Source organism: Paenibacillus lycopersici, assembly GCF_010119935.1.
Taxonomy (GTDB): Bacteria; Bacillota; Bacilli; order Paenibacillales; family Paenibacillaceae; genus Paenibacillus_Z; species Paenibacillus_Z lycopersici.
On record NZ_CP048209.1, the window covers coordinates 2306159 to 2327408 of the forward strand.

Sequence of the window (21250 nt, forward strand, 5' to 3'; positions counted from 1 at the left end):
AGCAGAGCAGCATGATATATTTGTGGGCTTTTATCGTGGGCGGCGCCATCTGCCTGATCGGGCAGCTGCTGTTCGACGTCGTCAAGCTGACGCCGGCGCATACGATGGCGGTGCTCGTCGTGGCGGGCGCGGTCGTGGACGGCGTCGGCTTGTACGATCCGCTGATCAAGTTCGCCGGCGCCGGCGCGACGGTGCCGATCACGAGCTTCGGCAACGCGCTCGTTCACGGGGCGATCACGGAGCTGCACCGCGACGGCTGGATCGGAGTGATTACCGGGATATTCGATATCACGAGCGCGGGCATATCCGCGGCGATCATTTTCTCCTTCCTGGCGGCGGTCGCCGTCAGACCGAAAGGGTAGCTTCATCTATAGGCAAGCAGGCAAGCGCGTAAGAGTGCGGCTTTGGAGGTTCCCTGTGGGAATCTCCAATTTTTTTTGGCGGAAGTGCGGCTATACGCAGGAATGGATTTTCTGTAAAATAGTAGGACTAGCGACTCTACAACTAGTTAGCCTTTTTCCGGGAGGAATGTTCATGGAGACTCGTACGGCCGAATACCGCTTAAGCAATGAAATTCGCCGCAATCTGGAAAGCTGCATCCTGGGAAAACGTTCCGAAATCGAACGGCTGTTGACGGCGCTGCTGGCCGGCGGCCATGTGCTTATTGAGGATGTCCCGGGAACGGGAAAGACGCAGCTCGTGAAGGCGCTTGCCCGCACGATCGGCGGCCAATTTCGGCGCATCCAGTGCAATCCCGACCTGCTGCCTTCCGATATTACCGGCGTTGCCATCTATCATCCCAAACATGAGAGTTTCATATTCCGTCCGGGTCCCGTAATGGCGAACCTGGTTTTGGTCGACGAGATCAACCGCGCGACGACGAAGACGCAGTCCGCGCTGCTGGAGGCGATGGAAGAACGTCAAGTGACCGTCGACGGCGACACGTACGATTTGCCGGTGCCTTTCACGATGATCGCCACGCAGAACCCGATCGAGTTCGACGGCACGTATACGCTGCCGGAAGCGCAGCTGGACCGGTTCATGATGAAAATCTCGCTCGGCTATCCCGATGCCGCGACCGAGCGTCAAATGATCGTTTCCCCGAACGCGACATCGCCTGCCGAGCTGCTCGAGCCCGTCGTCACCTCGGCCCAGGTCGCGCTGATGATGGAAGAAGTGAAGCGGGTGCATCTCGACAACGCCGTGGCGGAATACATCGTCCGCATTATCCGCGGCACGCGCGAGCATGCCGGCGTGCAGCTCGGCGCGAGTCCGCGGGCGGCGATCTCGCTGACGGCGGCCGTAAGGGCATGCGCGTACTTGCAGGAACGCGATTATGTCATTCCCGACGACGTTAAGCAGCTGGCCTCCCCGGTACTCGCGCACCGGATTATCCTGCACACCGAATCCCGCATGAACGGCCTGAAGGCCGAAGAAGTCGTGCAAGCGGTCGTCCGCGACACGAGCGTACCCGTCCGAATGGAGCGTTAACGCGTATGCTGACGGCGAAAGCGGCGTTATATCGGTGGCGGCTGATCGGCATTATCTATCTATCTTCCTTGTTGTTCGTCCTGTTCCAGGGCGGCAAAACGTCGCTGATGCTCTTCTGCATCTTCAACGTGCTGCTCGTTTATTTGGTCTTCGGCCGATGGAGCGGCATTGCCCAAGTGTCCGGCGAACGGAAGCTGAAGAGCGGCGCCAATACGCTGTCGGAACAGGCGCTCGTCGCGGGCACGCGGCTCGAAGTGAACATCGACGTGCAGCTTCCCGGCTTCTGGCCGATTCCTTACGTGCTCGTCCGCGACCGGCTCGTCGCCCAGAACGGCACGGTCGTCCCGTTCGAGGCGTCGTTCGTGCCGAACTACCGCCGGGCGGGCTCGATCAACTATGTGACGCCGCCGCTGGAGCGCGGCATGTACCATTTTGAATCGACGGAATGCTCCACGCGCGATATCTTCGGCTTGTTCGAGCATAAGGGAACGTTCGAATCGTCGGTTCCGTTCAGCGTCTACCCCCGCACGGCGGCCATCCGCGAATGGCGGCAGATGCAGCGCGGCTTCAAGGGACCGTTCTCGACGTCCGTCGCGCGCACGTCCTCGAAAGAAACGACGCAGATCAACGGCGTCCGCGAGTATATTTACGGCGACCGGCTCTCCCGCATCCATTGGAACGCGACGGCGAAGACCGGGCAATGGAAGTCGAAGGAGTTCGAGCGCGAATCGCTGCCGCGCATCATCGTCATGCTGGACCGGTTCCACGGCGCGTACGAGCACAAGAGCCAATTCGAGCTCGCGGTGTCGGCCGCGGCCTCGCTGCTCGAGTTCGGCTATCGGCGGTCGACGGCGGTCGGCCTGATCTCCGTCGGCGCGAAGCATGAAGGCTACGCCCCGAACGCCTCCGGCGATCAGCGCGAGCTGATGATGAAGCATCTCGTGCGCGTGCAGGCGGACGGCGACCAGCCGTTGTACCGCGCGCTGCGCCAATCCGGCGCGCTCGCGGGAGCGGGCTCGTTCGTCATCATCGTCAGCCCGCAGACCGGCGAAGAGACGATTCGCGCGATGGAATGGCTGAGCCGGACGGGCGTCGTGCCGGTGCTCGTGCATTTGAAGCGCGACGACGAAGGCCGCGGCAGCAAGGTCAGCGACATTCGTTCCGGCGAGTGGCTGCGCCTGCTCCGCCGCAGCGGCTTCACCGTCTACGCGATCGGCAAGCTGCAGGAGCTGCCGGAAGCGCTGGAAGGAGGCCGGGTATGACCGCCGTTCGACGCGTCTTCGCGCGCTGGCTGACCGTTGGCCTCTACCGCAAGATCAGCGCGGTCTTCGCCGCGCTGATGATATATCAATGGATTCGCTGCTTGGGCGATTATTGGTGGATGGAGACGTTCGCGATCGTGAACGGCGTGCTGCTCGCGGCGGCCTTGGCGAATGTGCTCATTCCGAACAAATACTTGTCGATCGGCGCGCAGCTGGCCGCCCTCGTCTGGCTGAACGTCTCGTATGCCCATTTCGAATGGCAGCCTTTCGTCGGCACCCGCAGGCATTTGCTGAACTGGATGTATTGGATCGGCAACCAATTCGGCGAGCTGAATCCGTACCTGTGGATCAGCCTCGGCATATTGGCCGCGTTCCATATGATCGTGAGCCTGCGCCGCAAACGAGGCTACATGCTGTTAATCGTCGGGACGGCGATTCTCTCCCTCACGGTGGCCGATTCGATCTTTACGCCGATTTATTTGTGGGAAGAAATCGCCTGGATCGTGTTTATCGGCCTTGGCTGGCTGGTCGCCAGCCATTTCGCCGGATTCAAGAGCCGCCATCCCGACAATTGGGCGCAGCTGCTGGAATATCCGCTCAGCCTGTTCGTTCCGATTCTGTTCATCCTTACGCTCGTGATGGCGGCAGGACTGTTCGTGCCGACCATCAGGCCGATGCTGACGGATCCGTACACGGCCTGGAAAGCATCGCGCGGCGAGACCGTTACGACCTTCGTCGGCGACAAGGCCGTCGTTATCGCCATCGCCAAGAACAACGCCGATACCCGCTCGGGCTACAGCCGGAACGACGGCGTGCTCGGCGGCGGGTTCACGTTCGACTATACGCCGGTCATGACGGTCGTCACGACGAAGAAGAGCTACTGGCGCGGCGAGACGCGGGCGTTCTACAACGGCACAGGCTGGCTGGAATCCGCCGACGAGAAGCAGGAGGAGCCGCTGAAGGGGATCGTGTCGGGACAGCCGCTTCAAGTGAACGGCGTGCCGTCATCCGCGGCGACGGAGACGATTACGCAGACGGTCACGATGGAACGGAAAGACAAGTTTCCCGTGCTGTTCGGCGCGGGGCCGATCTCCGAGGTGACCTCGATCAACGAAAGCAAGGAATCGTTCCCGGCGCTCGGCTGGCTGCCCGATTCATGGGAGCTGCGGATGCCGAAATCGGCGTCGGTTCACTATCCGAAATCGTATATGATCGAATCCAAGGTGCCCGTGCTGGACGAGAATAAGCTGCGCGGCGGTTCGGCCGTCAAGCCCGCGGCGGAAGCCGTCAGTTCGGTCTACACCGAGCTGCCAGACAATCTTCCGGATCGCGTAAGCGCGCTCGCCAAGCAAATTACGCAGGACGCCGCGACGCCGTACGATAAAGTCGAGGCGCTGGTCAACTACTTGCAATTGCATTATCAATATACGAACACGCCCGACCTCGGGAAGAAGTCGAGCAAAGACTTCGTCGACGCGTTCCTGTTCGAAATCAAGGAAGGCTATTGCGATTATTTCTCGACGAGCTTGGCTGTCATGGCGCGCTCGCTCGGCATTCCGGCAAGATGGGTGAAAGGCTACTCCTCCGGCAGCTTGCCGGGCAACGAAGAGATGCAGCGGCGGCTGCAGGGCTATCCGAGCGCAAACTCGAACCCGGACGGAGCGGGCGCCTATACCGTCCGCAATGCGGACGCCCATTCCTGGGTCGAAATCTATTTCAACGACTACGGATGGCTGCCGTTCGAAGCGACGCCGGGCTTCTCTTACCCGTACGCGCTGCCGAAGGACGAACCGGCTCCGGTCACGGATGACGTCGTTGCGACGGATATCGCCGCGGTCGACGAGCCGGCCGAAGAAACCGGCGGCTTCGATGTGAAGCCCTGGATGTTCTGGACGGCCGCCGGCGCTTTGGCGCTGGCGCTCGCGTTCTACGCTTACCGCTCGTTCCCGGCGCTCGTTCGCCGTTACCGCGGCAGGTCGGACACCGTCAATGCGCGGATCGTCGGCGAGACGAACCGGCTGATCAAGTATTGCCGCAAGAAAGGGATGGACGTGGAGCACAACGAAACGGTGCGGGAAACGATGGGCCGCTGGTCGACGCGGCTGACGTCGCTGCAGCCGCAATTCGCCGTCGTGCAGGACGCGTTCGAGAAAGCGATGTACAGCCGTCAGGCGATGACCCAGGAGGAAGCGGACCGGGCCAGCGCCATGATGAAGCAAATCCGCGAGCATATCGGTTGACGCTTATTGGGCCGGCATCGGATGCGCAAGCAGCCGTGCCGGCTTCTTTGCAACAAATTCACAAGTTATGGTATAGTTTGCGTGATAGCGATGACAGGGCTGGTCGTACTCATGCGCATAAATATGATTGCACCTAGGAGTACTGCTCGCCTATGCAACCGAGGCTGGTCGTACTCATGCGCATAAATATGATTGCACCTGGGAGTACTGCTCGCCTATGCAACCGAGGCTGGTCGTACTCATGTGCATGATAATGATTGCACCTGGGAGTACTGCTCGCCTATGCAACCGAAGGAGTCGAAACTATGTTTGAACGGCTGTTGCCGCAAATGCGCGTCAATACCATCTATGATATCAATCTGCATGCCTTGAAAGAGCAGGGCATCATCGGCATTATAACCGATCTCGACAACACGCTTGTCGGCGCGAGGGAGCCGCTGGCGACGCCGGAGCTCGTGAAGTGGCTCGACGATGTTCGCGATCTCGGCTTCAAAGTCGTCATCGTGTCCAATAACCACGAGTCTCGCGTATCCAAATTCGCGAAACCGCTCGATATCCCGTTCGTTCATGCCGCGCGCAAACCGGCCAACAGGCCGTTCGTCCGGGCGTTGGATACGCTTGGCCTGCCCGCGGAGAAGGCGGCCGTCATCGGCGACCAGATGATGACGGACGTGCTCGGCGGCAGGCGGATGGGCTTGTTCACGATCCTGGTCAAGCCCATCGCTCCGAAAGACGAAGGTATCATGACCCGTTTCAATCGGATGATCGAGAAGATCGCCCTGTCCCGGCTGCGTAAGAAAGGGCTATGGCCCGAGGAGGAACGGCATTCATGATCAATCGGCAAGAAGAAGACATTCGTTCGTGCGCGGGCTGCGGCGTCAAGCTGCAGACCGAAGCGACGGACAAGCTTGGCTACGTCCCGGCCGCGGCGCTGGAGAAGGAACTGCCCATCTGCCAGCGCTGCTTCCGGATCAAGAACTATAACGAAGCGGCTTCGATCGCGCTCGACCAGGACGATTTCCTGCGGCTGCTGGGCGGCATTGCCGGCACGAAGAGCCTCGTCGTCCACATCGTCGACCTGTTCGACTTCGAAGGCAGCCTGATCTCCGGGCTGCAGCGGTTCGTCGGGAACAACCCCGTGCTGCTCGTCGTCAACAAAATCGACCTGCTGCCGAAGGGCATCAATCCGAACCGGCTTCTGAACTGGGTGCAGAAGCAGACGAAGAAGGAAGGCTTGAAGGTCGTCGACGTCGTGCTGTGCTCCGCGAAGCGTAACATCGGCTTCGAGCGCGTCATCGAATCGATCGGCCGTCATCGCGGCGACCGCGACGTCTACGTCGTCGGCGCGACGAACGTCGGCAAGTCGACGCTCATCAACCGGCTGATCCGCGATTACAGCGACCTGGAGCGCGAGCTGACGACGTCCCGCTATCCGGGAACGACGCTGGACGCGGTCCATATTCCGCTCGACGACGGCAAGGAAATCATCGATACGCCGGGGATCGTCTACAAGCATCGCCTGACGGAGATCGTGCCGCGCGACGTGCTCGGCGCGCTGCTGCCGGACAAGCCGATCAAGCAGCTCGTCTACCAGCTGAACGCCGGCCAGACGCTGTTCTTCGGCGCGCTGGCGCGGTTCGATTTCATCGACGGCGATCGCCAGTCGTTCTCGATTTATATATCCAACGCGCTGCAGGTGCACCGGACGAAGCTGGAGCGGGCGGACGAACTGTTCGCGGAGCATAAGGGCGAGCTGCTGGCTCCGCCCTCGCGCGAGCAGCTGGAAGACATTCCGGCGTGGACGCGCCATCGGCTCAATATCCGCCGGGGAACGGACACGGATATTTTCATATCGGGCCTCGGCTGGATCCACGTCAACGGCGCGAGCGGCGCGCTCATCGACATTCATGCGCCGAAAGGCATCCGGGTATTGACCCGCGACGCGTTGATTTAAACTATAATTATCATCGACCGCCTCATCGCGTCATAGGGGGAGTGACAGAGCATGGGCAACAACGTGGACAGCCATACGGTGCTCTATAGCGTCATCGGCGACCCGATCCGGCATTCCAAGTCGCCGATCATGATGAACCGGGCCTTCCGGGAATGCGGCATCAACGGGATCTATACGGCATTTCATATTACGACCGACAAGCTGGGCGATTTCGTTGCCGGCGTGCGGGCGATGGGCATACGCGGCGTGAACGTCACGATACCGCATAAGCTTGACGTCATGCCGCTGCTCGACGAAATCCACGAAAGCGCGGCGGCCATCGGAGCGGTGAACACGATCGTCAACGACGGCGGCCGGCTGACCGGCTATAACACGGACGGCATCGGCTACGTCCGCTCGCTGAAGGAAGAAGCGCGGTCCGATCTGAACGGCGCGCGCGTGCTGATCGTCGGCGCCGGAGGCGCGACGCGCGGAATTCTGTACGCCCTTGCGCGCGAAGGCGTCGCCTCGGTGACGATTTCGAACCGGACCGTCGCGCGCGCGCAGGAGCTGGCGGACGCGTTCGCCGGCCAAGGCCCGGCTGTTCGCGCGATCGGCCAGGACGAGCTTCGCGATGCATGCGCGGAGAGCGACATCATCATCAACACGACGTCGCTCGGCATGTACCCGAACGTGGACGCCGCGCCGCTTGACAGCGCGTGGCTTCGCCCGGGCAGCATCGCCAGCGATCTGATCTACAACCCGCTGACGACGCGCTTCCTGGAAGAGGCGAAGGCTCGCGGCTGCCTCATTCACGGCGGGCTCGGCATGTTTATTTATCAAGGCGCTTACGCCTTCGAATATTGGACGGGGCAGCCCGCTCCCGCCGCGGCTATGCGCGAGACGGTGCTGGCGGCGCTTCGGTCCCGAAGCTAATTACCACGAGAGAAGGAACACGAACTATGTTGACAGGCAAACAGAAACGCCATCTGCGCTCGCTCGCGCATCATTTGAATCCGGTATTCCAGGTCGGCAAGGCCGGCATGAACGAGAATTTGATCCGCCACGTCGAAGAAGCGATCGAGGTGCGCGAACTGATCAAGGTGAACGTGCTCAACAACAGCGTCGAGGATCCGAAGGAAGTCGGCGAGTGGATCGCGGCCGAATCCGGCTCCGAGCTCGTGCAGGTTATCGGCAAGACGATCGTGCTGTACAAGGAATCGAAGGATCACAAAACCATCGAGCTTCCTCGATAAGGAACTCGTCAGGCTGGAAGCGAAAGGAGCTGCGGGCATTTGATTAAAGTTGGTTTTATGGGGGGCACGTTCGACCCGATTCATTACGGACATCTGCTGGCCGCCGAATCCGCGAGAGAAGCTTGCGGCCTGGACGAAGTGTGGTTCGTTCCCGCGGGTCATCCGCCGCTGAAGGAGAACGGACCGGAAGCCGACGGCGAGTCGCGGCTGGAAATGGTCTATCGGGCGATCGACTTCCAGCCGCATTTCCGTGCGATGGACCTGGAATTGGAGCGCGAAGGCACAAGCTATACGATCGATACGATCAAGGCGCTGCACGAGCTTTATCCCGGCCGGACGTTCAGCATCATTATCGGCACGGATCGCGTCAACGACCTGCCGCAGTGGCATGAAATCGAAGCGCTGGCGGGGATGGTGTCGTTCATCGGCGTTACGCGGGCCGGCGAGACGTTCCGGCCGGAGCAGCTTCCGAAGTATATTACCGACAAGCTGACGCTCGTCGACATGCCTCTGCTCGATATATCGTCCACGATAATCAAGGAGCGTATCGCCGCCGGCCGTTCCATCCGCTTCTTGCTGCCGGAGAAGGTGCATTCGTTCATAAGGAGGAACGGCCTTTATGAACCGGAATGAGATGATTGCGGCCGTGAAGGCGGAAATGCCGGAACGGCGCTGGAAGCATACGCTGGGCGTGATGGAGACGTCGATCATGCTCGCGGAACGGTTCAACGGGGATCCGGAACGCGCCGAGACGGCGGCCATCCTGCACGATGTGGCGAAATACTGGCCGACGGCGCGCATGGAAACGATCATCAGGGAACGGCAGCTGCCGGAAGAGCTGCTTCAGTACGATAAAGAATTATGGCATGCCCCGGTGGGCGCGTTCGTCGCGGAGCATGATTACGGCATATGGGACCTCGAAATTCTGGACGCGATCCGTTATCATACGTCGGGCCGCGAAGGCATGACGCTGATGGACAAAATCGTCTGCCTGGCCGATTACATGGAGCAGGGCCGGGATTTTCCGGGCGTGCAGCGCATTCGGGAGCTGGCCGAGCATAATCTGGATCAGGCGCTGGTCGCGGGCTTCGATTCGACGATCGGCTATTTGCTGCAGCAGGGCAAGCGGATCTTCCCGCTGACCATCGCTGCGCGGAATGATTTGATTTCACATTTACGGGAGGCTGGGCAATGACCATTAGCTCGGAACAGCTGCTGCAGGCGGTAGTCGCCGCGGCGGAAGACAAGAAAGCGCAGAACATCGTCGCGCTTGATTTGAAGAACGTTTCACTCGTCGCCGACTATTTCGTGATCTGTCACGGGAATTCGGACGTTCAGGTACAAGCGATCACGACGGAGGTCCGCAAGCAGGCGGAAGCGCGCGGCGTACGCGTTCGCGGCATCGAAGGCGCGGACAGCGGCCGCTGGGTGCTCGTCGATATCGGCGATGTCGTCGTGCACGTGTTCCACCGGGACGAGCGCGAATATTACAGCATCGAACGGCTTTGGTCCGACGCGAAGGTCGTGGAATTCGCATGACGCTCACAGCCGGCACGACGATGAAGCTGAAGCTCGCGCGGGAAGTTTCGCCGTACGGCTATTTCATGACGGACGGCGAGAACGAAGTGCTCATGCATTACACGGAGCTTGTCGGCCATCGCCCGCAAATCGGGCAATTCTATGACGTGTTTCTATTCTTCGACTCCGAGGATCGCATCGCCGCCACGATGAAGAAGCCGCTTATCCAGCTCGGGCAAGTGGCGCGCCTTGCCGTTGCGGACATTCACCCGCGCATCGGCGCGTTTCTGGAGATGGGGCTCGGCCGGCAGCTGCTGCTGCCGTTGTCGGAGCAGCCGGAGCTGAAGGAGCTGCGTCCGAAGCGCGGCGACGAGGTGCACGTCATCCTCGCGCACGACAAGATCGGCCGGCTGGTCGCGAAGGTTGCGTTCGAGGAAGAGCTGGCGGAGCTTGCGTTCCATGCGCCGACGTCCTGGCACAACACGTGGGTCGAGGGCTGGGTGACGAAGACGCTCAAGATCGGCTCGTTCGTCATGATCGACGGCGGCGTGCTCGGCTTCGGCGCATTCGGCTTCATTCCCGCGGACGAGCGGACGCGGCTGCTTCGCCTCGGCGAGCGCGTGAAGGCGCGCGTGACGTTCGTGCGCGAGGACGGACGCGTCAATCTGTCGATGCACCAGCGCAAGGAGGTCGGCCGGCTCGAGGATTCCGACCGGCTGCTTGCGTTCCTGAAAGAACGGCCGAACGGGACGATGCCGTATTCGGACGAGACGCAGGCCGATATTATCAAGCAGCGGTTCGGCATCAGCAAGGGCGCGTTCAAGCGGGCGCTCGGCAAATTGATGCGGGACGGGCTCGTGACGCAGGAAGGCAGCTCGACGAAGCTGACGGAGCAGGGCGCGGCGGCGAACGCAGCTGCGGCTTCGGCCTCCGAAGAATCGGCGGCATCGAAGCCCGGAGCAGCGGAGTAGGAGGCGGCCGATGGAAGCCTATACGCAGTTTGCGACGGTATACGACCGTTTGATGGCCGACATGCCTTATCCGCAGTGGATCGCGTTCGCGGATGCGTGCTGGCAGCGGTACGGCAAGCCGAGAACCGTCGTCGATCTCGGCTGCGGCACTGGCAGCGTAGCCATTCCGCTTGCGCGCGCGGGCTATACGGTGTACGGCATCGACATCTCGTCGGACATGCTGACGATCGGCCGCAGCAAGCAGGATGCCGCCGGCGGCGGAGGGACGATCACCTGGCTGGAGCAGGACATGGCGGAATGGGATATCGGCGCGCAGGCGGACAGCGTCATCTCGTTCTGCGACTGCATCAACTATTTGACCGAGGAAGACGACGTGCTGGCCGCGTTTCAAGCGACGTACGCCGGCTTGAAGCCGGGCGGCGTCTTCCTGTTCGATGTCCATGCGCCGCGAACGCTGCAGTGCTATGCCGAGGAGCAGCCTTTCGTGCTGGACGAGCCTGGCATCGCGTACATCTGGACAAGCGAGCTGGACGAGGACCGGATGGAGATCGAGCATCATTTGACGATTTTCGCCGAGGAAGGCGGCGGTTCGGGCGGGACGTACGCACGGTTCGAGGAAGTGCATGTGCAGCGCGCCTACGACGCGGAATGGATCACGGAAGCGCTGCTCGCGGCGGGTTTCTCGAAAGTGGAGCCATTCGGGGATTTCAAGCTGGAAGCGCCGGATGACGACACGGAGCGGCTGTTTTTTGCCGCAGTGAAATGACCTTTCTGAGCGCAGGCCAAGATTTGGCCTGCGTCTTGCATGTATAACGAACCGTGTACACGTTATTCGGACGAATTGTCTGCCTCTCGGCGTATAACGAACTTGAGGCGTCTTATGATGGCGAGAAAGACTCAGAAGATGGAACGTAAAGGCTAATTGCACGGGTACGATTCGTTAGCTCGCAGGAAGCGCCAAATATGAGCCGATAGCGTGTGCTCGATTCGTTAGACCAGCGCTGCTCGACAGCCCTTCCTGTCGATCAGGTCGATCCGGGCAGGCCTGAATCCGCGCTTGTGCGTCTGGCTGGAATTAAGCCCTGGGCCGAGCTGTCAAGCAAACCAGGGCGTTACATACCTTGACATGACACGACACGTTTCATATAATCGAATTATCTGTAAGAAGAACGGCGTTGAAGAGGAGCAGTAGCTTGGTAGCGTTAGGACCAGAGAGCCGGCGGGTGGTGAAAGCCGGACCGACGCGAAGCGAACTCGCCTTGGAGCCGCATGCGATCGAATCGTCCGATTCGGGAAGCATGCCGTTTCGCCCGCGTTAAGGGTCTAGAGTGAACGGCGGTAAAGCATACCGTCCGTTAACTAGGGTGGTACCACGGGAGCGTAATCCTCTCGTCCCTAGCGATTTCGCTGGGGGCGGGAGGTTTTTTATTGCATGCGGCGGCGCGTGCGCGTACGCGCAGGCTAGAGAACAGGGAGGCAATCGTTATGACACAGGAACGTCAGGATCAGCAGGGGTATAACCCGCTCGTTATCGAGCCGAAATGGCAGCAGCATTGGGATGCGAACAAAACCTTCAAGACGACGGAGGACGCGGGCAAGCCGAAGTTCTACGCGCTCGACATGTTCCCGTATCCATCTGGAGCGGGGCTGCACGTCGGCCATCCGGAAGGCTATACGGCGACCGATATCGTCTCGCGGTACAAAAGAATGCGCGGCTACAACGTCCTTCATCCGATGGGCTGGGACGCGTTCGGCCTGCCGGCGGAGCAGCACGCGCTCGATACGGGCGAGCATCCGCGCGACATCACGGTGAAGAACATCAACAACTTCCGCCGTCAGATCAAATCGCTCGGCTTCTCGTACGACTGGGACCGCGAGTTCAGCACGACGGACCCGGATTATTACAAATGGACGCAGTGGATTTTCATCCAGCTGTTCAATAAAGGGCTTGCCTACGTAGCGGAAGTGCCGGTCAACTGGTGTCCGGCGCTCGGAACGGTGCTCGCGAACGAAGAGGTTATCAACGGCCTGAGCGAGCGCGGCAACCATCCGGTCATCCGCAAGCCGATGCGCCAATGGGTGCTCCGGATTACGGAATACGCCGAGCGTCTGCTCGAAGACCTGGAAGAGCTCGACTGGACGGAGAGCATCAAGGACATGCAGCGCAACTGGATCGGCAAGTCGAAGGGCGCGGAAGTGACGTTCGCGATCGACGGCCATGACGCTTCGCTCGTCGTCTTCACCACTCGTCCGGATACGCTGTTCGGCGCATCCTATTGCGTGCTCGCGCCGGAGCATGAGCTCGTGGCGGCGATTACGACGCCTGAGCAGCAGGCCGCGGTGAAGGATTATCAAGAAACGGCCGCGCGCAAGAGCGATCTGGAGCGTACGGACCTGAACAAAGACAAATCCGGCGTGTTCACCGGCGCATACGCGATCAATCCGATCAACGGCGTTCGCGTGCCGGTCTGGATCGCGGATTACGTGCTTGCGGGCTACGGCACGGGCGCGATCATGGCCGTTCCGGGCCATGACGAGCGCGACTGGGAGTTCGCGAAGCAGTTCGATCTGCCGATCACGGAAGTGGTGCAGGGCGGCGACATAAGCCAGGCGGCTTTTGCCGGCGACGGCCCGCACGTCAACTCCGGCTTCATGAACGGGTTGAACAACGAAGAAGCCATTGCGAAAGCGATCGAATGGCTTGAAGCGGAAGGCAAAGGCCAAGGCAAAGTGACGTACCGTCTCCGCGACTGGCTGTTCAGCCGCCAGCGGTACTGGGGCGAGCCGATTCCGATCCTCCACCTGGAGGACGGCACGATGAAGCCGGTACCGGACGATCAACTGCCGCTGCTCTTGCCGGACGTCGATCAGATCAAGCCGTCGGGCACGGGCGAATCGCCGCTTGCCAACGTGACGGAGTGGGTCGAGACGGTCGATCCGGAGACGGGCATGCGCGCGCGCCGCGAGACCAACACGATGCCGCAATGGGCGGGCAGCTGCTGGTACTACCTGCGCTTCATCGATCCGCGCAACGACAAGGAGCTGTGCTCCAAGGAGAAGCAGAAGGAATGGCTGCCGGTCGATCTCTATATCGGCGGCGCCGAGCATGCGGTGCTTCACTTGCTCTACGCGCGGTTCTGGCACAAGGTGCTCTACGATATCGGCGTCGTCGATACGAAGGAGCCGTTCCACAAGCTGGTCAACCAAGGCATGATTCTCGGCACGAACAACGAGAAGATGAGCAAATCGCGCGGCAATGTCATCAACCCGGACGACATCGTGAACGAGTACGGCGCGGACACGCTGCGTATGTACGAAATGTTCATGGGCCCGCTGGAAGCGACGAAGCCTTGGAACACGAACGGCGTCGAAGGCATGTACCGTTTCCTCGGCCGCGTATGGCGCCTGTTCGTCGGCGATAACGGCGAGCTGAGCGAGAAGATCGGCGGCGACGGCTCCGACGCGTTCAAGCGGACATGGCACCGCACCGTGAAGAAAGTGACGGACGACTACGAGAATCTGCGCTTCAACACGGCGATCAGCCAGCTGATGATCTTCGTCAACGACGCGTACAAGGCGGACTCGCTGCCGCGCGAAGCGATGGCGCATTTCGTGCAAATGCTGTCGCCGCTGGCGCCGCATATCGCCGAGGAGCTGTGGCTGAAGCTCGGCCGCGCCGAAGCGTTGACGTACGCGGCATGGCCGACTTACGAAGAAGCGTGGACGGTCGACCAAGAGGTCGAAATCGTCGCGCAGGTGAACGGCAAAATCATCGACCGTCTCTCGATCGCGGCCGATACGGACGAAGCCGAGATGGAACGGATCGCGAAAGCGTCGGATAAAGTGGCCGAAGCGATCGCGGGCAAGACCGTCCGCAAGCTGATCGTCGTCAAGGGCAAGCTCGTCAACATCGTCGTCGGTTAATCGGCGGCGGCGGGTGACCGATAGGCATAAAAAAGAGGTGAACGACCTTTTAACGCAAAGCATGCGTTAAGGGCCGTTCACCTCTTTGCCGTACAAGGCGTCGGATACGCGCACCAGGTCTTCGTGGTACTTGGCGTGCGTCGCCCGGATGACGCGGTTGAACACCCCGTTCAGCTCCATGTTCAGCAGCGCCAGCGCCTGGGCGGTTATGCCGCCGGGCACGACGACCCGGGCTTGGAGTTCTTCGGGAGACATGCCGCCGCCGGTCAGCAGCTGGCCGGTGCCGAGCAGCATTTCGCTGGCGATCATCCGCGCTTGCTCGCGCGGGATGCCGGTCTCTTCGGCAGCCGCGTCGATGAACCGCTGCAGCAGGCAGGCCATGATGGCCGGACCGATGCTCGACAGGTCCGACACGATGCGCGTGTGCGCTTCGTCGATGATCAGCGGCTCGCTGATATAAGAGAGCAGTCCGTTCAGCCGGACGATATCGGCATCGGTCATGCGGCTGCCGTACATGCACAGCGTGGCGCCGCTGCACATGTAGTTGGTGATGCTCGGAATGACCTTAGCGATTTTGCAGGGAAGCGAATCTTCCAGCTGCTTCAGCAGGACGGGGCTCGTAATGGAAATGACGAGCTGGCTCGGCTGGACATAATCGCGAATGCCTTCCAGTACCGTCTTGTACTCATGCGGCTTGACGCAGATGAAAATCACGTCCTGATCGACGACGGCATCGCGGTTCAGCGGGACGGCCTGCAGGCCGGGGTGGCGGTCGGCTAAGCAGACGGCTTTGGAATACGTACGATTGCTGGCCGTGATTTGCGACGGTTTTAGCGCTCCCGAGCCGATGAACGCATCGATTAGCAGGCTGCCCATGCTCCCTATACCGATAAACCCGACATTCATTGCAATCCCTCCCACGCGCCTCGTTGACGACGGCGCAGCTTCAACAGCATGATACGGATCGGCGCACGGCGAAAGCACTGCATCGCGCGCGCCGGAATCGCTGCCATGGTGCTCTTACTACACTATGCGGGCCGGCAAGGCCATGATGACCACTTTCTTGAAAAGATCGCATTACGACAGGAGGCGTTGTCCGGCATGAAAAGAAGGATAAGAAGAAGCAGCTGGAGCGGATCGCGGCTGGGAGCCGGCGCATGCATACTCGTGTCGATACTGCTCATTGCCATCGCCATGATGCAGAACGGCGCGCAGGCGAAGCCCGGCTGGACGGCGATGAACGAGCAGGTGGACCGCGCCTTGGCGCCGTTGGAGCAGCGCGAGGCGAACGTGCCGAAGGAGACGGCCGGGGATAAGAAGAAGCAGCCGGCGGCAAGCGGGCAGGAGCGTGACGCGGAGAAGCGGACCGCGGGGAGTCAAGCCGCCGATAAGCAGGCCGATGCGAAACAAGCGCCAAACTTGAAGGCCGAAGATATGCAGGCTCCTGCGCAGCAGGAAGCGGCCGGCCAAGCCGAGGTCAAACAATCGGATTCGGCAAGCACGGCGACCGATGGGATGGCAGGCGATGGCGCGAAGCCCCGGCAGTTAGGCGCGGAGTCTCAGCAGGCCGGGGCGGCGTCGAATGAAGGCAAGATCGACGTCAATCACGCTTCGGCGGCGGAGCTGGACGCTCTCCCGGGCATCGGCGCGGCCAAGGCGGAAGCGATCGTGGCGGACCGCGAACGCAACGGCTTGTTCCGCAATCCCGACGATTTGCTTCGCGTCAAGGGCATTGGTCCTAAACTACTAGATAAAATGAAGTCTTACATTGTTCTCCAGCCGTGATTATGCGACAATGGTAGCGATAGGGTCGAATCGGCCCTTCCATTCATGCGAGGAGGAAAATTCATATGTCCGAACAACGCAAGCTTTCGATTGAAACGCTATCCGTTCACGGAGGCCAAGAGATCGACCCGACCACCCTTTCGCGCGCGGTGCCGATCTATCAAACGACATCCTACGGATTCCGGGATTCGGAACATGCGGCGAATTTGTTTGCCCTGAAAGAATTCGGCAATATTTATACCCGTATCATGAATCCGACAAGCGATGTCTTCGAGAAGCGGGTCGCCGCACTTGAAGGCGCGCCGGCGGCGCTCGCAGTCGCTTCCGGATCGTCGGCCATTACATATGCGATTTTGAACATCGCCGAAGCCGGCGACGAAATTGTGTCCGCCAACAGCTTGTACGGCGGTACGTACAACCTGTTCGCGCATACGCTGCCGAAGCTCGGCATCACCGTCAAATTCGTCGATCCGTCGAATCCGTCCAATTTCGAAGCGGCGATCACGGATAAGACGAAAGCCGTGTTCGCCGAAACGATCGGCAATCCGAAGGGCGACGTCATCGACATCGAAGCGGTAGCCAACATCGCCCACAAGCACGGCATTCCGCTTATCGTCGACAACACGTTCCCGAGCCCGTACCTGTGCCGTCCGATCGAGCACGGCGCGGACATCGTCGTTCATTCCGCGACCAAATTCATCGGCGGCCACGGCACGTCGATCGGCGGCGTCGTCGTGGACGGCGGCAAATTCGACTGGAAAGCAAGCGGCAAATTCCCCGGCCTGACGCAGCCGGATCCGAGCTATCACGGCGTCGTCTATACGGACGCGGTCGGACCGGTCGCTTACATTATTAAAATGCGCGTGCAGCTGCTGCGCGACACGGGAGCCGCGATTTCGCCGTTCAACTCGTTCCTGCTGCTGCAAGGCTTGGAAACGCTGCATCTGCGCATGGAGCGCCACAGCGCCAACGCGCTGGCCGTCGCGAAGTTCCTGGAGCGGCACGAAGCGGTCGAGTGGGTCAATTATGCCGGTCTCGAAAGCCATCCGTCTTATGACCTGGCGCAGAAATACATGCCGAAAGGACAAGGCGCGATTCTGACCTTCGGCATCAAAGGCGGCGTCGAAGCCGGCAAGAAGGTCATTAACGCGGTGCAGCTGTTCTCGCATTTGGCGAATGTCGGCGACTCCAAGTCGCTCATCATCCACCCGGCGAGCACGACGCACCAGCAGCTGGAAGAGCAGGAACAGCTTGCGGCGGGCGTGACGCCCGGCATGATCCGATTGTCGATCGGCACGGAAGGCATCGACGATCTTTTGCACGATTTAACACAAGCCTTGGCGGCAAGCCAACAGTAATCATACGCAAGCCAACAGCAACCTTAATTGCAGGAAGGAAGACCGGCTAGACATGGCACCGGAAGCGCAAGACAGCTCGAGAAAAGACTGGGATACGTATTTCATGGATATCGCGTATATGGTTTCGACCCGTTCGCGCTGCCCGCGCAGGCATGTGGGCACCGTGCTCGTGCAGGGGAAGAAGCTGCTCGGCACCGCCTATAACGGAGCTCCGATGGGCGTCGCGGATTGCTCCGAGGACGGCTGCATGATCGTGGAAGAGCTGGAGATGCAGGTCGAGAACGGCGTGGAGCGCATGATCAAGAAGCAGCGCTGCATCCGCACGATTCACGCGGAGCAGAATTTGCTGCTGTTCACGGACCGGATCGACCGCGAGGGCTCGACGGTCTACGTGACCGACCAGCCTTGCTGGACATGCGCCAACATGCTCGCGAACAGCGGGGTGAAGGAAGTCGTGTACCATCGCGCGTATTTGAAGGACAGCGAGAAAGTCGTCTCGCTTATGCATTTGAAGGGGATCGCCTTTCGTCATCTGTCCGCCTACGAGCCGCCGGCTCAGGCGGGCATGGACGTTATTTCGTAAATGCCATAGGGAATCGCATCGCAAGAGGAAGAACCTCTGGCTGCACCCGTGAAGCTGCGCTTGGCCGTTATCGGCCGGGCGCAGCTTCACGGGAGCGGCCGGAGGTTTTTTTGTTTATCGCGGCGGCGAACGTCTCGCCGATCGCTATAAGCGGGAGAGGAGGAGGGGAGAAAATGACGCAGAGACCGCTCGTATGGTTTACGGTCTGCTGGGTGTTAGGCAGCAGCGCCGCAGCGTCCCTGTCGGGCCGCGGCGCCGCCTTGGCCGGCGCCGCGCTGCTTGCCGCGCTGGCGGCGCAGGTTCTGCTGCGCCGCTGCTCGTGGCCGCTCGCCGCCGCTTGCATGGCGGCGTTCGGTTTGGCCGCGGGGCATCGGGTATGGACCGATGCCCGGAACGTGACGGCGCTGCCGGAGCAATACGCGGCAGCGCTTGCGGCTTCGCCGGCGGACCGGGCGGCTTATGCGGCGGAGCTCGCCGGCAAGATCATGTCGCCGCCGGAAATCGACGGCGACCGGGTGCAGTTCCGCGTGGCGGGCGACAGCATCGCGCTCGGCGGGGAGGACGGCGCGCCAGCGGCGCCGGTGCAGCTCGGCGGCGAGCGGATGCTCGTGCAGGTGAAGCTGGCGCGGGAAGACGAGCTGGCGGCGGCCGCGGCATGGAAGCGCGGCCAGCGGGTCGTCGTCGCCGGCGAACTGACGGCGCCGTCGGCCGCCACGAACTTCGGCGGCTTCGACTACCGCGCGTACTTGCGCGGCCAGCGCATCCACTGGCTGCTCGGCGCGGGCGGCGCGGCCGCCGTCCGGGCAAGCGCCGGCCCGCGCTGGAGCGGCACCGCGCTGCTGCAGCATATGGATGCCTTGCGCGCCGCGCTCGGCAAGCGGATGGACGCCCTGTATCCCGGCGTCCAGGCCGGCTACATGAAAGGCCTCGTCCTCGGCATAACCGACGATCTCGATCCTGTCGTATACCGCCAGTTCTCGCAGCTGGGGCTTACGCATATTCTGGCGATTTCCGGCCTGCATGTGGCCGTGTTCCTCTACGTGCTCGGCGGCCTGCTGCGGCTGCTGCGCATGACGCGCGAGCGCATGCTGCTCGTCATGATCGCGGCGGTGCCGTTCTACGTGCTCCTCGCCGGCGCGTCGCCGTCGGTCGTCCGCTCCGGCATCATGGCCATGCTCGGCCTGGCGGCAGCGCGCCTGCACAAGCTGAAGGACGGCCTGCATCTACTGGCCGCCGCCGCGCTGCTCATGCTGCTGTGGGAGCCGTATATGCTCGGCAACATCGGGTTTCAATTGTCGTTTCTCGTTACGGCCGGTTTGATCCTCGGCTCGTCGCCGGTGCGCAAGCTGTTTCCCCGCGGCAGGCGATGGTGGTCCGCCGCTGCATTCGATCTGCTCTCGGTAACGGTCGTGGCGCAGGCGATATCCATGCCGTTGACGATTTATTATTTTAACGGGGTGCATCTGCTGTCGATCGCCGCGAACCTGGTGCTCGTGCCGTTCATCAGCTTCATCGTCATGCCGCTCGGCGGCGCATCGCTGCTGCTTGACGCAATCTGGCAACCGGTCGGTGCGCTGACCGCGATCATAACGGCGCTCGGCAACGAGCTGACCTTCGGCTTCATCCTGAAGCTGAGCGGCTGGACCCGCTTCCGGATGATTTGGGCGACGCCGCCGCTGTGGTGGGTAGCGGCTTTCTATGCGGTGCTGGGCGTGCTGTTCCGGTCGCTGAGCAAGCTGCAGGCGGCGAGGGAGGATGCGGCTAGAGAGGCCATTCCGGACACGATTCCCTTGCGGCCGGCCTCCGAACCGGGAAACGCCGTCTGGTCGGCGCCGTTCATCGACGTATCGGCACTGTCTCCCGATTCGCGGATGAACCGGCGCGTCGTCCCGGCCGGTGCCGTTCTAGCGTTGGCGGGGCTGCTGCTCGGCGCGTATTTCCCTGACGCATTCGACCGGAACGGCTATGTCGATTTCATCGATGTCGGACAAGGCGATTCGATTTATATCCGAACGCCGGGCGGCAAGCATCTGCTCATCGACGGCGGAGGCGCGGTCGAATTCGGCGGCCGCGAGGCGTGGCGCCAGCGGAAGGACCCCTACGAGGTCGGCCGGAAAGCCGTCGTGCCGCTGCTGCAGCAGCGAGGCGTGCATCATCTCGATCTGCTGGTCCTCTCCCATCTCGACAGCGATCATATTAAAGGCTTGCTGGCCGTTATGGAAGCCATACCGGTACGGGCGATTCTGTGGAACGGCACCGTGAAGGACTCCGCGGACGCGGTAGCGCTGCTGCACTCGGCGGTAACGTCGGGCATTCCCCTGTATCGCGCCGAGAAGGGAATGAGCTGGCGCATCGACGGCGGCGCGGTTCAAGTGATCGGCACGCCGCCAAGCCTGCTGGCATCGCCGGGTTTGCTTGAGCCGCCGGCCGGGGCTGAAGAGGCGGCGATGCCGGCCGTATCCGAGGTCGACGATCAGAACGGCGAGAGCGTTCCGCTGCTGATCAAGCTGAACGGCCGGCAATTCCTGTTCACGGGCGATGCCGATGCGAGAGAAGAGCGCAGCCTGCTGACGCAGCTTGAGCGAAGCTCCGGGCAATCGGCGGATACGCCGCCGCCGGGAGCCGTGGCAGCGCCGGTATCCCCGCCCATCGACGTGATGAAGCTGTCCCATCACGGAAGCAAAACGTCAACGACGGACGAGTGGCTGGCATACTGGCAGCCGCAGCTGGCGGTCATTTCCGTCGGCCGCAACAACGTATACGGGCATCCGCATCCGACCGTGATCGAACGAATAACGAACGCGGGGATCCCGGCTGCGCGGACGGATCTTAACGGCGAAGTACAGTTTCGGATCGCGCCGGACGGAGAACTGCGCATGCGCGAAGGGCTTGCGGTCCGCTAGCCGCCGCATTTTTGAAGTCGGGAAAG

The 21250-nt window shown here is 61.4% G+C and carries 19 protein-coding genes and 1 other annotated feature; of the genes, 18 read left to right on the forward strand and 1 reads right to left on the reverse strand.

Annotated elements, in window-relative coordinates:
• Positions 1 to 11: 11 nt before the first annotated feature.
• The 14 genes from spoVAE (at position 12) to leuS (ending at position 14595) form a co-directional block, all read left to right on the forward strand.
• Positions 12 to 362, forward strand: coding sequence for a stage V sporulation protein AE (gene spoVAE / locus GXP70_RS09985; protein WP_162356299.1), 351 nt, complete (start codon positions 12 to 14; stop codon positions 360 to 362).
• Between the two features lie 172 nt (positions 363 to 534).
• A complete protein-coding gene (locus GXP70_RS09990; protein ID WP_162356300.1) occupies positions 535 to 1491 on the forward strand; it encodes an AAA family ATPase in 957 nt (318 codons plus the stop codon).
• A 5-nt stretch (positions 1492 to 1496) separates the two neighbouring features.
• Entirely contained in the window at positions 1497 to 2753 is a 1257-nt protein-coding gene (locus tag GXP70_RS09995; protein WP_162356301.1) for a DUF58 domain-containing protein, read from the forward strand.
• Entirely contained in the window at positions 2750 to 4993 is a 2244-nt protein-coding gene (locus GXP70_RS10000; RefSeq protein ID WP_162356302.1) for a transglutaminase-like domain-containing protein, read from the forward strand. The genes GXP70_RS09995 and GXP70_RS10000 overlap by 4 nt, the downstream gene beginning before the upstream one ends.
• Before the next feature lie 305 nt (positions 4994 to 5298).
• On the forward strand, positions 5299 to 5826 hold the full coding sequence (locus GXP70_RS10005; protein ID WP_162356303.1) for a YqeG family HAD IIIA-type phosphatase: 528 nt from the start codon (positions 5299 to 5301) through the stop codon (positions 5824 to 5826).
• Positions 5823 to 6947, forward strand: a complete 1125-nt coding sequence (gene yqeH / locus GXP70_RS10010; RefSeq protein WP_162356304.1) for a ribosome biogenesis GTPase YqeH — start codon at positions 5823 to 5825, stop codon at positions 6945 to 6947. The genes GXP70_RS10005 and yqeH overlap by 4 nt, the downstream gene beginning before the upstream one ends.
• Positions 6948 to 6998: 51 nt before the next feature.
• Positions 6999 to 7862: a shikimate dehydrogenase gene (aroE, locus tag GXP70_RS10015; protein ID WP_162356305.1), complete on the forward strand. Its 864-nt coding sequence runs from the start codon at positions 6999 to 7001 to the stop codon at positions 7860 to 7862.
• Between the two features lie 26 nt (positions 7863 to 7888).
• Positions 7889 to 8182, forward strand: a complete 294-nt coding sequence (yhbY, locus tag GXP70_RS10020; protein ID WP_162356306.1) for a ribosome assembly RNA-binding protein YhbY — start codon at positions 7889 to 7891, stop codon at positions 8180 to 8182.
• A 42-nt stretch (positions 8183 to 8224) separates the two neighbouring features.
• Positions 8225 to 8815 carry a nicotinate-nucleotide adenylyltransferase gene (gene nadD, locus GXP70_RS10025; RefSeq protein ID WP_162360401.1) on the forward strand — a complete coding sequence of 197 codons (591 nt, stop codon included), beginning with the start codon at positions 8225 to 8227 and terminating at the stop codon, positions 8813 to 8815.
• Positions 8802 to 9377: a bis(5'-nucleosyl)-tetraphosphatase (symmetrical) YqeK gene (yqeK, locus tag GXP70_RS10030; protein WP_162356307.1), complete on the forward strand. Its 576-nt coding sequence runs from the start codon at positions 8802 to 8804 to the stop codon at positions 9375 to 9377. Before nadD ends, yqeK begins: the two co-directional genes overlap by 14 nt.
• Positions 9374 to 9721, forward strand: a complete 348-nt coding sequence (gene rsfS / locus GXP70_RS10035) for a ribosome silencing factor (RefSeq protein ID WP_162356311.1) — start codon at positions 9374 to 9376, stop codon at positions 9719 to 9721. The genes yqeK and rsfS overlap by 4 nt, the downstream gene beginning before the upstream one ends.
• Positions 9718 to 10671 carry a CvfB family protein gene (locus GXP70_RS10040; RefSeq protein WP_162356313.1) on the forward strand — a complete coding sequence of 318 codons (954 nt, stop codon included), beginning with the start codon at positions 9718 to 9720 and terminating at the stop codon, positions 10669 to 10671. Before rsfS ends, GXP70_RS10040 begins: the two co-directional genes overlap by 4 nt.
• 10 nt (positions 10672 to 10681) lie before the next feature.
• The gene (locus GXP70_RS10045) at positions 10682 to 11437 is read left to right on the forward strand and encodes a class I SAM-dependent DNA methyltransferase (RefSeq protein WP_162356315.1); all 756 of its coding nucleotides are present in this window, start codon (positions 10682 to 10684) and stop codon (positions 11435 to 11437) included.
• 400 nt (positions 11438 to 11837) lie between these two features.
• Positions 11838 to 12071 (forward strand) — a binding site (T-box leader).
• 85 nt (positions 12072 to 12156) lie between these two features.
• Complete coding sequence (gene leuS / locus GXP70_RS10050; protein WP_162356316.1) at positions 12157 to 14595, forward strand: leucine--tRNA ligase; 2439 nt, start codon at positions 12157 to 12159, stop codon at positions 14593 to 14595.
• 66 nt (positions 14596 to 14661) lie between these two features.
• Here leuS and comER read toward each other — a convergent pair whose 3' ends face one another.
• Positions 14662 to 15501: a late competence protein ComER gene (gene comER / locus GXP70_RS10055; RefSeq protein ID WP_162356318.1), complete on the reverse strand. Its 840-nt coding sequence runs from the start codon at positions 15499 to 15501 to the stop codon at positions 14662 to 14664.
• A 195-nt stretch (positions 15502 to 15696) separates the two neighbouring features.
• On the opposite strand from comER, the gene GXP70_RS10060 reads away from it, so the two are divergent.
• The 4 genes from GXP70_RS10060 (at position 15697) to GXP70_RS10075 (ending at position 21224) form a co-directional block, all read left to right on the forward strand.
• A complete protein-coding gene (locus GXP70_RS10060; RefSeq protein ID WP_162356320.1) occupies positions 15697 to 16380 on the forward strand; it encodes a helix-hairpin-helix domain-containing protein in 684 nt (227 codons plus the stop codon).
• Positions 16381 to 16445: 65 nt separating this feature from the next.
• Positions 16446 to 17738, forward strand: coding sequence for a homocysteine synthase (locus tag GXP70_RS10065; protein WP_162356322.1), 1293 nt, complete (start codon positions 16446 to 16448; stop codon positions 17736 to 17738).
• A 52-nt stretch (positions 17739 to 17790) separates the two neighbouring features.
• Positions 17791 to 18321 carry a deoxycytidylate deaminase gene (locus GXP70_RS10070; RefSeq protein WP_162356324.1) on the forward strand — a complete coding sequence of 177 codons (531 nt, stop codon included), beginning with the start codon at positions 17791 to 17793 and terminating at the stop codon, positions 18319 to 18321.
• Positions 18322 to 18494: 173 nt separating this feature from the next.
• Positions 18495 to 21224 (forward strand): ComEC/Rec2 family competence protein, encoded by a 2730-nt coding sequence (locus GXP70_RS10075; protein ID WP_162356325.1) that lies wholly within the window; start codon positions 18495 to 18497, stop codon positions 21222 to 21224.
• Positions 21225 to 21250: the final 26 nt, after the last annotated feature.